Consider the following 12,128-nt stretch of genomic DNA (forward strand, 5'->3'; position numbering starts at 1 on the left):
CGTCAATGACCATCTGCTCCGGCACGCAGATTACGTGCTTCATGCCCAGGCGGCGGAGCGCCTCGGGAATCAGCTTATAGCCGGTGCCATGGAAGGGGGTGTAGACCATGGTAAAGGTGTCGGCCACCTGCTCCACCACGGCCTTGTCGTTGACCTGGGCCATGACATTGGCAAGGAACTTCTCGTCGGTCTCCGCTCCCATGAGGGTGATGAGCCCCTGGGCCACAGCCTCGTCGTAGTCCGCCCGCTTCACGCAGTTGAACACATCCAGTTCCTTCATCTTTTTTGCCACTTCATCGGCATGCTTGGGGGGCAGCTGGGCGCCGTCCTCCCAGTAGACCTTGTAGCCGTTGTACTCCTTGGGGTTGTGGCTGGCAGTGACATTGATACCGGCAATGCAGCCGTATTCCCGCACGGCGAAGCTCAGCTCCGGCGTGGGACGCAGGGCTTCAAACAGGCGGACGGGAATGCCGTTGCCCGCCATGACGCAAGCGGCCTCCCGGGCAAAGAGGTCGGAGTTGTTGCGGCAGTCGAAGCACACGGCCACGCCGCGCTTGGCGGCTTCAGCCCCCTCTTCCAGGATTACCTGGGCAAAGGCCTGGGTGGCGTGGCGGATCACATGGATATTCATGCGGTTGAGGCCCACGCCCATGGTGCCCCGCAGACCGGCGGTGCCGAAGGAGAGCTGGTCATAGAACCGGGATTCGATTTCCTTTTCATCGTCGCGGATGGCTTCCAGTTCTGCCTTCTCCTGGGCGGACAGAGCGGGGCTTTCCAGCCATTTTTCATACTCTTTCATAAAGTCCATATGCGTTTCCTCCTAAATATGTAAAGTGAGAAATCATCGCAAAACAGAGAACCGCTCACCGGCTCCAGTCTGGGGAGAAGCCGCACACGGGGCACTCATACATGCGCCAGACCAGCGGTCCTAGATTTCGGTCCTGTCCCAGGGAACCGCTGATGATGCGGGTGCCGCAGCAGGGACAGCGGTAGTAGGTCACGGAACTAACCACGCCAAAAACGATAAACAAAGCGGCCCCGGCTATCAAATACGGGTATCCCTGATCAAAATCCTGCCGCCCCAGAAAAGCTGCAATGACCATCAGCAGGGTCGCTGCCAGGCCGATGGTGTCCGTCAGATTGGCTTTGCGGCGGAAGCAGCGGGCAAGGCGCGTTTTTTCCTCCGTCGTCAACTCCGGCCGCGGTGTAAAGGGAGCATTTGGCTGCATAGCGCTTACCTCTCCTTCCACGTTATAATACGAATGGGCGGAAGTGCCGGCAATCAGGGATCGGGGCTGTCTTCCTCCGGAGCTGCCTCCAGCAGCTGCCGGGCCTCCTCCAGACGGGAGGCGGGGATGTAGATCTCCACGCCCTGGGAGGCAAAGCCGCCCAGGACTTTGCCCAGGGAGCCGCTTTTGAATGCCGGGATGCCGTAGCCCTCCAGCATGGACAGGGTGATGTCCGCCATAGCGTCCAGCTCCCATTGCAAAGCCAGGCGCACTGCCTGTTCCGGCTGCCCCTGCGCATCCTTGGGCCAGCGGGCGAGCAGGTCCCGGTCCGCCAGGGCCCAAAAGTCCTTTGCCTGTTCCATTCCATCAACCCCTTATTTGTGATATTTGGTGCCCGCCGCGATCTGGCAGGCCCGATAGATCTGCTCCAGTACCATGACCCGGGCCAGGTGGTGGGGGAAGGTCATGGGGGACATGGACAGCCGCAGTTCCGCCCGTTCCTTGATGGAGGGATGCAGACCGAAGGAGCCGCCGATGACGAACACCACGTGGCTGGCGCCCTGTGCGGCCCGGCGCGCCAGAAAGTCCGAGAGTTCCTCACTGGAGAGGAGTTTTCCCTCCACGCACATGGCCACCACCAGGGCGGAGGCAGGCAGCTTCCCCCGGATGGTCTCTGCCTCCCGGGCCAGGGCCGCCTCCACCTGGGCAGGGGAGGGGGATTCCGGCAGCCGCTCTTCCGGCAGCTCGATGATTTCGATCTTACAGAACCGGGTCAGGCGCTTGCCGTACTCCTCCGCTGCCTGAATATAGAATTTTTCCTTCATTTTGCCTACACACAACAGGGTTATCTTCTGCATACGCGCCTCCCGGCGAGAATGTGGGCGGGCCCCAGGGTGTCCCGGGGCGCTACGGACAGCGCAGGAGAGAGGCCTGCGGCAGACAAGGCGGTCTCTACCGCCCGGAGGGCCATGGCGGGGGTGTTGTTCTCCCGGCTCAGGTGAGCCAGGACGATCTCCTCGGTGCCGGAGCCCGCCAGGGCCACAGCGAACCGGGCGGCCTCCTCATTGCACAGGTGTCCTCCGGCCCCCAGGATGCGCCGCTTGAGGTAATAGGGATAGGGGCCGCTTTGCAGCGTCTCCACGTCGTGGTTGGCCTCCAGTACCGCCAGATCCACGCCGGTGAGGGTTTCCGCCGCCTCGTCGGTGACAAAGCCGGAGTCTGTCAGCACTCCTACGCTGCCGTCCCCGGTGTCGATGCGGTAGCCGCAGGAGCCGGGGGCGTCATGGGAGGTGGGAAAAGCGGAGACCTGGCAATCTCCCAGAGCCGCGGGAGTCCCGGGTTCCAGGGGCTCAAGCCGCCCGCCGCCCACGCCCAGCCGGTCCGCGAGGGTCCACAAAGTCTGGCGGGTGCCTATTACCGGAGCCTCGCACCGTTTCAGAAGGGTGGAGAGCCCTGCAATGTGGTCGGTATGGGTGTGGGTAATGAGAATGGCGGTGAGATCCGCCGGAGTCAACTCCAGCTCCCGCAGAGCCGTAGAGATCCGGCGGCAGGAGATGCCGGCGTCCAGCAGCAGGTGGGTCTCACCGCAGGATATCACCAGCGCGTTCCCGGAGGAACCGCTGGCCAGGGTATGTACAGTGGTCAAAATAAAACCTCGTCTCCAGAATAAAACGCGTCCGCTCAGGAGAACGTCGACTTAGGTCGCCATCCTCCCCAGCGGACGCAAAAATGTTCCTGTTGTGCCGGGGCAACTTGTCAGCCGATGTGGGCCTCCAGCTCGTCATTTTCGCCGGGAGTCTCCACGGACTGGATATCGGCACCCAGTCCCCGGAGCTTGGCCACAATGTCCTCGTAGCCACGCTCAATGTATTGCACGCAGCTGATCTCGCTTGTTCCGTGGGCTGCCAGCGCGGCAATCACCAAAGCGGCGCCGGCCCGCAGGTCGCAGGCCTGGATGGGCGCGCCGGTAAGATGATCCACACCCTCCACCACGGCGGTCTTGTCGTCCACCTGGATGGAGGCGCCCATGCGCTTGAGCTCGTCCACGTAGCGGTAACGGTTGTTCCAAACGCTCTCCGTCACCAGGGAGGTACCCTCCGCCAGGGAGAGAACCGTGGTGATTTGGGGCTGCATATCCGTGGGGAAGCCGGGATAGGGCATGGTTTTGACATTGGTTTTCTGCAGCTTGCCGGTACGGCGGACCAAGAGGGTATCCTCGTGCTCCTCCACCTCTACGCCCATTTCCACCAGCTTGGCGGTGATACAATCCATGTGCTTGGGAATAATATTCTTAATGAGCACCTGTCCGCCGGTTGCGGCCACAGCTGCCATGTAGGTGCCTGCCTCGATCTGATCGGGGATAATGGCATAGGTTCCGCCCCGCAGGCGATCCACACCCTGAATCTTGATGGTGTCGGTACCGGCGCCCCGGATATTGGCGCCCATGGAGTTGAGGAAGTTGGCCAGATCCACGATGTGGGGCTCTTTGGCGGCATTCTCGATGACGGTGTTGCCCTCGGCCATGGCGGCGGCCATCATGATGTTCATAGTGGCGCCCACAGACACCACGTCCAGATAGACGTTGGCGCCCTTGAGGCGGCCGGTCTCTGTGGAGGCGTGGATAAAGCCGCCCTCTACCACCACTTTGGCGCCCAGAGTGGTAAAGCCCTTGACATGCTGGTCGATGGGACGCACGCCGAAGTTGCACCCGCCGGGCATGGCCACTTCCGCCTTGCCGAAGCGGCCCAGCAGGGCGCCGATGAGATAATAGGACGCACGAATCTTCCGGGCCAGCTCATAGCTGGTCCGGGTAGAACGGATGACGCTGCAGTTGATCTCCACCGTGTGGCGGTTGATGGTACGGATGCTGGCGCCCAGCTGTTCCAGGATTTTCAGGCACAGCGTCACGTCGGAGATCTGGGGGATATTTTCGATGCGGCAGGTGCCGTCCACCATCAAGGCGGCGGGGATAATGGCAACAGCGGCATTTTTGGCGCCGCTGATCTCGACTTCACCAAACAGGGGATGACCACCCTGAATTACATATTTTGTCAAAGTAATTACCCTCTCTTTTAAAAGGCAGCTTTTATAAGGCGGGAAAACCGCCCAGGAATCACTGAGGAATAGTCTGCCCCGCCAGCGCGCCTTCATACCACAGAAGGGCGGCGAACGGCAAAAGGAATCCTCTTGTGAATACTCGCACACCAGCACTATACCATAGCCGGCGGAAAAATGCAAATCATTCCTGTAAAGAATATCTTTACTGAAAAAAGGGAGGAAACTTGCGGAGCTGTTACGCGTGGGACACAGCGCCGGTGGAGCAATTTACATAATAATTTACGGTGTCGGTGACGATACACCAGGCGGGCACCAGGGTCATAGGAGCCGAGGCGGTGCTCTGCAGGTCATAGCAGGGGTACATGTCTGTTACGGCGGAGAACACAGCGCCGGATTCCCGCCGGGCCTCCAGGAACCGGGTCAAAGCGGCGGATGCGGACAGCGGCTCGTCCATGCCGGTCTCGGTATAGGATTTGGGCAGGTGAGAGCCGGAGACGGTCTGAAGGACGCCCTGTTCAATATAAAAGGTAACGGTGCAGTCCGCGACAGGATAGCCGTTGTATTCCTGGGTGGCAGTGATGGTTCCGGTTCCATCCTCCAGTGTGGAGCCGGTGATCTGGTAGTCAAAGCGGCGGCAGAAGTCGCTGCACAGCGCTTCCGGATCCTCCTGGGAGGAATAGCTGATGACCAGGTCAAAGCTGCCGTTGGAGCGGAACACCCCGGAGCCGGTGCCGAAGGAGCTGTCGTAAGCGTGGCTGTCTCCGGCGTCGTCGGATTGGATCAAAGCGTCTCCCAGAAAGAACGCGGCTACCTTCCGATCCTCGTCGTCACTGCGGGAGAGGGATAGTGTGGGGGGCACGCTGCTCTTGGAGATGACGTCCGGATCCAGCGTGACGCCGGCAGAGGCGAACAGATCCGTCAGCTGCTGGGCAGCCTGGCGCTGAGCGGACGCCTGGGACATCCTCCGGCTGACCAGTGAGGCCAGCAGGAAGACGTTTACCAGAAGCAGGATCAAAATGATGATATTTTTCAGGCGGCTGCTTTCCATGGAGCCCCTCCTTGTTGTGAACAGATCCGGAAGTTGATTCTTCCTTTATCCCAGCAGCCAGGTAGCCCTGACGCTGTTGCTGCCGCTGTCGGCATAGCCGATGGACAGCTCGCCGCCCTCCTGATCGGCGGCGATGGCCAGAGCCTGCCGCAGGGGAAGGAGGATGGAGCTGTCCTCCAGTGCGGTGTAGGAGCGCAGCCGCAGGGTCAGGGAGGACACAGTGGCTCCGGAGAGGGTCACTTCCGCCGCGGAGCTCCCGTCGGAAAAGTAGATGGGAACGCCTCCTGCCTGATAGCCAAAGCGCAACGTCATGGAGGAGCCGCTGACAGTGGCCTCCTCTAAGTACAGCGACGCGTCACCGGTAAGGCCGCTGGACAGGGAAGCAAGCAGCGCACCGGTGCGGGAGGCGGCCTCTCCCACCGTGAGTGTTTCCTCTTCCACATCCAGGGACAGAGCCGTGGAACCGCCGCTGCGGTAAACCACGGTGCCATTGGTGTGGATGCGCAGGGAGCGGCTGCCCTCATTGATGACTTCCGAGCCGTCGGAGGAGGGATAGCGGTTATTGGTGTGAGGGTTGAAGTCCAAAGCTGTCAGCAGGGCGTCGGCATCACACTGCACATTGGCGGCGGTCAGGGCCGGCAGCTCCGGCAGTTCATAGAGAAACAGGGACAGGGGATCCACCTGCGCGCACAGGGGCTCTACATCCACAGAGTCCCCGGCGAAAAACGCGGTGCCCAGGTCGTAGCTGTTGACGGTGTCAGTGAGCTCCTGGGCAGAGAGGGTGAGGTTGGCGCGCAGATAGTGCTCCGTTCCATCCCAAAGATATAAGGAGACACCAGTGCTCTCCTGATAGGAGATTACCAGGCGCCGCACGGAAGTGGTATCCCCTCCGGTTTCCACACCACACAGCTGCGCGATGACGGAAAGCGGCAGCGGCGACAGAAAATCATAATAGACAGAGGTGTGTTCCGTTGACTGGAAAAAAGCATGGAAGTCGCTGGTTGAAAACGTGGCCGCGGAGCTCAGAGCGCCTTTGAGCAGGCTGCCCAGAGGTTCAAAGGCCTCGTCGGCGGTGGTAAGGGTCACGCTGCCGTAGCGGCCGTAAGTACCGGTCACCGCTACCCGCACCGGAGCACTGAGGGAGAAGGATTCCTGGACGGTGTCGGCCCCGGTGGAACCGGAGAGGGTGTCCAGATACGTTCCCGCCAGATCCAGGTTGTACCACTGAGTTTGGGCAAAGAGAAGCACCGCGGACACCGTCAGCAGGGTGATCAGCAGGTTCTGGAGGATGCCGATGTGTTTTTTTCGCTTGTCCATAGACATCCTCCTTTCCGGATGGCATAGCGGGGGTAAAAACGCGGCAGAGCGCTTAAGCGGCGGGGCCGCCGATGGGAAGGGTCAGACGCACGGTGGTGCCGGGTCCCTGGTGGGGGGCCAGGGCAATGTTGCCGTGATGGCGCTGGACGATCTCCTTGGCGATGGACAACCCCAGGCCGGTGCCGCCGGACTCCCGGGAGCGGGCCTTGTCCACCCGGTAGAAGCGGTCAAAGATGCGGTCCTGATCCTTTTCCGGGATGCCGATGCCGTCGTCGCAGACCTCCATCCACACCTCGGAGTCGGTGGAGCCGGCGCTGATGCGGATGTGTCCGCCGTCGGGGGTGTATTTGATGGCGTTGCCCAGGATGTTGGTCATCACCTGCTCCAGGCGGCTGCGGTCGCCCACGATCAGGGGCAGATCCTCCAGAGGGCCGCAGGTAAGTTCATGTCCATGGCGCTTCGCCTCCAGGGCGTTGGCCCGCGCCACGGTTTCAATGGCCTCAGCGAAGGGGAAGCGGGAGAGCACCAGCTCCGTGTTGCCGGAGTCCAGACGGCTGAGGGTCAGCAGATCCTGCACGATGTGGGTCATGCGGTCCGTCTCGTTGATGATGATGTCCAGGAAGTTGTCCTCCGTCTCCCGGGGGATGTCCCCGTCGGAGTCCCGGAGGGTCTCGGCGTAGCTGCGGACATTGGTGAGGGGGGTGCGCAGCTCATGGGAGACATTGGCCACGAACTCCTTGCGGCGCTCCTCGTTGCGGTGCTGCTCCGTCACGTCGTGGAGCACTACCAGTACGCCGCCGCTGGCCTGGTCGGAAAAAGGCGCCAGATACAGCTCCAGCGTCCGCTCCCCCACCAGCATCTCGCCCTCGGCGTAGTTGGGCCGCTGCAGCTCCAGCATCTGCCCGAAGGGGTACACCTCGCCGAAGAGATCGTCATAGGTGCAGGAGGGTTCCACCGTCCGCTGGAGCATGGTGTTGGCGGCGGGGTTACAGTGGATGAGCTTGCCCTCGTGGTCGAAAGCCACCACACCGTCGGTCATGTGGAGGAAGAGGGTGTCCAGCTTGTTGCGCTCGTTCTCCACGGCGGCCAGGGTAGCCTGGAGCATGCTGGACATCTCGTTGAAGGTGCCGGTGAGAATGCCGATCTCGTCGGTGGACTCCACGGGAAGTTCACCGTCAAAGTTGCCGGAGGCCACCTTTTCTGCCCGGGCCGTCAGCTTTTCAATGGGGCCCACCATGGTCTTGGAGAGCAGGAAACTCAGCAGGGCGGAGATGAGAAGGCCGATGATCAGGGCCTGCATGATGATGGTGAACAGCTGGGAGTTCAGGCCGTTGACTGTGTCCTTGTTGTCCAGGACATAGATGATGTATGCGTTGTCGCCCCCCATGATGGGGATGGCCACATCCATGAAGTCAGCGGAGATATCGCTCATGTCGCCCACCACCGTGCTGTCTTTCTGAACCACGGCGTTGCGGGCGGTGAGGAGGTTGGCGCTCTGCTCCCGGGGCAGCTGGCTCTCGTCGGCGGAGCCGCTGATGTAGTCCCCGGTGACACCGTCCAGGATGAAGTAGTTGCGGGTGAGATAGTCCACGCCCAGAGAGCCGGCCCGGGCCTCCAGCAGCTCGGAGATCTGGGCGGCGCCGTCCGGCTGGGCGGCCTCCTGGCGCAGGTCGGAGACGAAGTCCGCGTTGCCTGTTCCGAAGACGTTGTTCATCTGCTGGTAGAAAGAATCAATATAGAAGTTGGAGACGCTGGTGGTCAAAAAGGCACCCACCACCGCCATCAGTGATGTGATCAGCAGCAGCAAAATCAGCATCAGCTTCATGTGGAGACTGCGGAACAAGCGCACTCACCTCCCATCCGGATCAAGATCCCGGGGCGGTGCCCCGGCTGCCTGGGTACAGGCCGGTGCTCCGGGACTCACGTCACGGAGAAGTAGTAGCCCGCGCCCCGGCGGGTGAGGATATAGACGGGGTTGGCGGGGTCGACTTCGATCTTTTCCCGCAGGCGCCGCACCGTCACATCCACGGTGCGCACGTCGTCGCCCACATAGCCGTAGTTCCACACCTGCTCCATGAGGTCGATGCGGGAGTAGACCTTGTTGGGGTGGCTGGCCAGGAAGGTCAGCAGCTCATATTCCCGCTGGGTCAGGTCGATGGCCTTGCCGGCCCGGAAGACCTGGTGGCTGTCGGTGTTGATGGCCAGGTCGCCTGCCACCGGCATGGCGGAGGCGGCGGCACCGGCGGGCTGGACCATGCCGGTGCGGCGGATATTGGCGCCCACCCGGGCAATGAGCTCCCGCATGGAAAAGGGCTTGGTGATATAGTCGTCAGCGCCGATCTCCAGGCCGAGGACCTTGTCGGCCTCCTCTTCCCGGGCGGTGAGGATGATGACGGGGACGTTGTTTCCTGCCTCCCGCAGGCGGCGGCAGACGTCAAAGCCGTTCATTTTGGGGAGCATGACGTCCAGCAAAATGAGGTCGGGATTGGCGGAGAGCGCCTGCTTGAGGCCGTCCTCGCCGTCGTAGGACTCCAGGGTCTGGTAGCCCTCCCGCTGGAGATTGAACCGCAGGATATCCACGATGTTCTTCTCGTCTTCCACGATGAGAACCGTTTTCTGGTTGTTCATAGAGGCCTCCGAAACGTGTGATTTTCAGATTTTAGAGATTCAGCAGAATCTTGGCTTTCAATACGGCGGTGACGGTCTTGGCGTCCTCGATCTCACCGTCCATGACCCGGTGGACCATCTCGGCAAAGGGGATGCGCTCCACGCTCAAAAACTCGTCCGGGTCCAGGTGCTGCTGTTCCATATGGAGGTTTTTGGCCAGGAAGAGGTGCAGCTTTTCCCCGTAGCAGCCGGGGGCGGGCAAGATCACACCCAGGGGCAGCAGGGTATCCGGCACGGCGCCGGTCTCCTCCTTGAGCTCCCGCAGGGCACCGGTGACGGGATCTTCTCCCTCGTCCAGCTTGCCGGCAGGGATCTCCAGCAGTGTCTTGCCGAATACGTAGCGGTACTGGGTGACGGTCAGCACATTGTTGCGTTCATCCAGGGGCAGCACCGCCACACCGTCCACGTGATCCACCACTTCCCGCCGGGAGGTATTGCCGTTGGGCAGCAGGACTTCGTCCACATGCACGCGGCACAGCAGCCCGTCGTACAGATCTTTTCTGCTGATCATCTTTTCCGTCAAATCCATGATGGTTCCTCTCTCTCTTCACAAAACGTATCCGGGCGGGGCGTTCCCGCTGCCGGACATACCATAACCATTATAATGGTTTAGTATAGCATGTACGGGGGAAAAATGCCACAGGCAATTTCCCTGCTTGAACAATCAGGCTGTCCGTGGTATACTGAAACAATCTTCCAGACTGGAAACGGAGGTGGACTTCACGGAAAAAAAGGGGATCAAGATCGCCGCGCAGAACCGCAAGGCGTACCACGATTATTTTGTGGAAGACCGCTATGAGGCGGGGATCGAGCTCTTCGGCACGGAGGTCAAGTCCATCCGGGCCGGCACGCTGAACCTCAAGGACTCCTACTGCACCGTCAAGGACGGGGAGCTCTTTGTCCACAGCCTCCACATCTCCCCCTATGAAAAGGGCAACATCTTCAACCGGGATCCGGTACGCACCCGGCGGCTTTTGATGCACCGGCGGGAGATCCGCAAGCTCCACGCTCTCATCCAGCAGGACGGGTATACCCTGGTGCCGCTTTCCGTGTACTTCAAGGATGCCCGGGTGAAGGTGGAGATCGGCCTTTGCAAGGGTAAGAAGAACTACGACAAACGGGCGGCCACCGCCCAGCGGGATGCCCGCCGGGAGATCGACCGCACCTTAAAGGAAAGGAATCGATAACGATGTCTGAGGTAAAGAATCCCATTGCCGTCATCACCATGGAAAACGGAAAGGTGATGAAGGCGGAGCTGTATCCCGAAAAGGCTCCCAACACCGTCAACAATTTCATCGCTCTGGCCAACAAGGGCTTTTACGACGGCCTGACCTTCCACCGGGTGATCCCCGGCTTTATGATCCAGGGCGGCTGCCCCAACGGCAACGGTATGGGCGGCCCCGGCTATGAGATCGACGGAGAGTTCGCCGCCAACGGCTTCCGTCAGAACGACCTCAAGCACACCCTGGGTGTGCTGTCCATGGCCCGCACCATGGCCCCCAACTCCGCCGGCAGTCAGTTCTTCATCATGGTGGACGCGGCGCCCCATCTGGACGGGCAGTACGCGGCCTTCGGCCAGGTGACGGAGGGCAGCGACGTGGCTGTGGAGATCTCCCGGGTCCAGCGCAACATGATGAACGATAAGCCCAAGACCCCGGTGGTGATCCAGTCCATCCGGGTGGATACCCAGGGTGTGGAGTATCCCGCTCCCAAGACCCACTGAGGGAAAAGCGGGACAGCGAGCATCGGATGATTTATAAAGGAGGGGCGCCTATGAAGACTGCCATCATCACCGGAGCATCCTCCGGCCTGGGCAGTGAATTTGTCCGCCAGCTGGCGGATGTGTTCCCGGAGATCCAGTGCTGCTGGCTCATTGCCCGGCGGCGGGACCGGCTGGAAAAGCTGGCGGTGAACCTCCCAGGCTGGACGGTGGAGTGCCTGCCCATGGATCTTTGCGATCCCATGAGCTTTGTGGCGCTCCAGGAAAAGCTCAATACGCAGAAGCCGGAGGTGGCGCTGCTCATCAACAACGCCGGCTGCGGCTACCTGGGGAACCTGGGGGAGATGGAGACCACCACCCAGACCCGGATGGTGGATCTGAACCTGCGGGCCTTGACGGCAGTGACCAATATGGTGATCCCCTTCATGGCCCCCGGCGGACGGATTTTGAATGTCTCCTCCATTGCCTCTTTCTGCCCCAATCCCCGGATGACGGTGTACTCTGCCTCCAAGGCGTATGTCTCCGCGTTTACCGTGGGCCTGGCGGAGGAGCTGCGCCCCAAGGGCATCACGGCAACCGCTGTATGTCCCGGCCCCATGAAGACGGAGTTTCTGGATGTGGGCGGGATCTCCGGCCACTCCCGGACGTTTGACATGCTGCCTTACTGCGACCAGGTCAAGGTGGCGGGGGGCGCCCTGCGGGCAGCCCGGGCAGGCCGAACCATCTATACGCCCCGGCTGTTTTACAAGTTCTACCGGGTGCTGGCCAAGGTGACGCCGGTGAAGCTGATGGTGAAGATCGCCGGAACGTAAAAAAGTTTCATGGAATTGTAACACACTTCGACGGCGGAGTGTGTTACAATTCCACACAGCAAATCCCGCGGACAGCCGCGGCGAGATCGATACGGGGGTGTACCGGTTTCGACGGGGGTATGGAGGCGGGACCAGCGGGCGGCGGCGCCTGACCGCCATAAAACGGGCAATTTATAAATTAAATAACAACAACACTGTTGCTATTGCTGCCTAATTAAAGGCGGCCGTCTGAACCGGAGAGGCCACAGGCCGGGGAAGGCGTCGTTGATGTGGCGTCC

13 protein-coding genes and 1 pseudogene are annotated in these 12,128 nt (G+C 61.1%); 3 read left to right on the forward strand and 11 right to left on the reverse strand.

What is annotated here, in order from left to right; genetic code table 11:
• The 11 genes and pseudogenes from ACT67G_RS10800 to ACT67G_RS10850 form a co-directional block, all read right to left on the reverse strand.
• A pseudogene (locus ACT67G_RS10800) lies at positions 1 to 808 on the reverse strand (phospho-sugar mutase); the annotation flags it as partial.
• 55 nt (positions 809 to 863) lie between these two features.
• Entirely contained in the window at positions 864 to 1,229 is a 366-nt protein-coding gene (locus ACT67G_RS10805; RefSeq protein WP_443664245.1) for a hypothetical protein, read from the reverse strand.
• A 53-nt stretch (positions 1,230 to 1,282) separates the two neighbouring features.
• The gene (locus tag ACT67G_RS10810; protein ID WP_443664246.1) at positions 1,283 to 1,591 is read right to left on the reverse strand and encodes a hypothetical protein; all 309 of its coding nucleotides are present in this window, start codon (positions 1,589 to 1,591) and stop codon (positions 1,283 to 1,285) included.
• 12 nt (positions 1,592 to 1,603) lie between these two features.
• On the reverse strand, positions 1,604 to 2,086 hold the full coding sequence (gene rlmH, locus ACT67G_RS10815) for a 23S rRNA (pseudouridine(1915)-N(3))-methyltransferase RlmH (protein WP_443664247.1): 483 nt from the start codon (positions 2,084 to 2,086) through the stop codon (positions 1,604 to 1,606).
• On the reverse strand, positions 2,074 to 2,874 hold the full coding sequence (locus ACT67G_RS10820; RefSeq protein ID WP_443664248.1) for an MBL fold metallo-hydrolase: 801 nt from the start codon (positions 2,872 to 2,874) through the stop codon (positions 2,074 to 2,076). The genes rlmH and ACT67G_RS10820 overlap by 13 nt, the downstream gene beginning before the upstream one ends.
• Before the next feature lie 110 nt (positions 2,875 to 2,984).
• Complete coding sequence (locus tag ACT67G_RS10825) at positions 2,985 to 4,283, reverse strand: UDP-N-acetylglucosamine 1-carboxyvinyltransferase (RefSeq protein ID WP_325247523.1); 1,299 nt, start codon at positions 4,281 to 4,283, stop codon at positions 2,985 to 2,987.
• A gap of 238 nt (positions 4,284 to 4,521) precedes the next feature.
• On the reverse strand, positions 4,522 to 5,334 hold the full coding sequence (locus ACT67G_RS10830) for a hypothetical protein (RefSeq protein WP_443664249.1): 813 nt from the start codon (positions 5,332 to 5,334) through the stop codon (positions 4,522 to 4,524).
• 45 nt (positions 5,335 to 5,379) lie between these two features.
• Positions 5,380 to 6,651, reverse strand: a complete 1,272-nt coding sequence (locus tag ACT67G_RS10835) for a hypothetical protein (protein WP_325247525.1) — start codon at positions 6,649 to 6,651, stop codon at positions 5,380 to 5,382.
• A 52-nt stretch (positions 6,652 to 6,703) separates the two neighbouring features.
• Positions 6,704 to 8,494 carry an ATP-binding protein gene (locus tag ACT67G_RS10840; RefSeq protein ID WP_443664250.1) on the reverse strand — a complete coding sequence of 597 codons (1,791 nt, stop codon included), beginning with the start codon at positions 8,492 to 8,494 and terminating at the stop codon, positions 6,704 to 6,706.
• Positions 8,495 to 8,571: 77 nt separating this feature from the next.
• Positions 8,572 to 9,279, reverse strand: a complete 708-nt coding sequence (locus tag ACT67G_RS10845) for a response regulator (protein WP_325247527.1) — start codon at positions 9,277 to 9,279, stop codon at positions 8,572 to 8,574.
• Positions 9,280 to 9,310: 31 nt separating this feature from the next.
• Positions 9,311 to 9,847 (reverse strand): NUDIX hydrolase, encoded by a 537-nt coding sequence (locus tag ACT67G_RS10850; RefSeq protein WP_325247528.1) that lies wholly within the window; start codon positions 9,845 to 9,847, stop codon positions 9,311 to 9,313.
• A gap of 184 nt (positions 9,848 to 10,031) precedes the next feature.
• On the opposite strand from ACT67G_RS10850, the gene smpB reads away from it, so the two are divergent.
• From smpB to ACT67G_RS10865, 3 genes are read left to right on the forward strand one after another with little or no spacing between them, the layout of a single operon-like run.
• On the forward strand, positions 10,032 to 10,505 hold the full coding sequence (gene smpB / locus ACT67G_RS10855) for an SsrA-binding protein SmpB (RefSeq protein WP_325247529.1): 474 nt from the start codon (positions 10,032 to 10,034) through the stop codon (positions 10,503 to 10,505).
• Between the two features lie 2 nt (positions 10,506 to 10,507).
• On the forward strand, positions 10,508 to 11,041 hold the full coding sequence (locus ACT67G_RS10860; protein ID WP_326216228.1) for a peptidylprolyl isomerase: 534 nt from the start codon (positions 10,508 to 10,510) through the stop codon (positions 11,039 to 11,041).
• Between the two features lie 50 nt (positions 11,042 to 11,091).
• Positions 11,092 to 11,850, forward strand: a complete 759-nt coding sequence (locus tag ACT67G_RS10865) for an SDR family NAD(P)-dependent oxidoreductase (protein ID WP_325245475.1) — start codon at positions 11,092 to 11,094, stop codon at positions 11,848 to 11,850.
• The last annotated feature ends 278 nt before the right edge of the window (positions 11,851 to 12,128 follow it).

It is taken from the genome of Dysosmobacter sp., from assembly GCF_052306735.1.
GTDB lineage: Bacteria > Bacillota > Clostridia > Oscillospirales > Oscillospiraceae > Oscillibacter.

What these genes read in the sequence shown, in the direction of transcription:
- ACT67G_RS10850 (WP_325247528.1), bottom strand. Translation starts at nt 9,847, where the DNA reads ATGGATTTGACGGAAAAGATGATCAGCAGAAAAGATCTGTACGACGGG.
- ACT67G_RS10835 (WP_325247525.1), bottom strand. Translation starts at nt 6,651, where the DNA reads ATGGACAAGCGAAAAAAACACATCGGCATCCTCCAGAACCTGCTGATC.
- rlmH (WP_443664247.1), bottom strand. Translation starts at nt 2,086, where the DNA reads ATGCAGAAGATAACCCTGTTGTGTGTAGGCAAAATGAAGGAAAAATTC.
- ACT67G_RS10810 (WP_443664246.1), bottom strand. Translation starts at nt 1,591, where the DNA reads ATGGAACAGGCAAAGGACTTTTGGGCCCTGGCGGACCGGGACCTGCTC.
- ACT67G_RS10845 (WP_325247527.1), bottom strand. Translation starts at nt 9,279, where the DNA reads ATGAACAACCAGAAAACGGTTCTCATCGTGGAAGACGAGAAGAACATC.
- ACT67G_RS10865 (WP_325245475.1), top strand. Translation starts at nt 11,092, where the DNA reads ATGAAGACTGCCATCATCACCGGAGCATCCTCCGGCCTGGGCAGTGAA.
- ACT67G_RS10805 (WP_443664245.1), bottom strand. Translation starts at nt 1,229, where the DNA reads ATGCAGCCAAATGCTCCCTTTACACCGCGGCCGGAGTTGACGACGGAG.
- ACT67G_RS10860 (WP_326216228.1), top strand. Translation starts at nt 10,508, where the DNA reads ATGTCTGAGGTAAAGAATCCCATTGCCGTCATCACCATGGAAAACGGA.
- ACT67G_RS10830 (WP_443664249.1), bottom strand. Translation starts at nt 5,334, where the DNA reads ATGGAAAGCAGCCGCCTGAAAAATATCATCATTTTGATCCTGCTTCTG.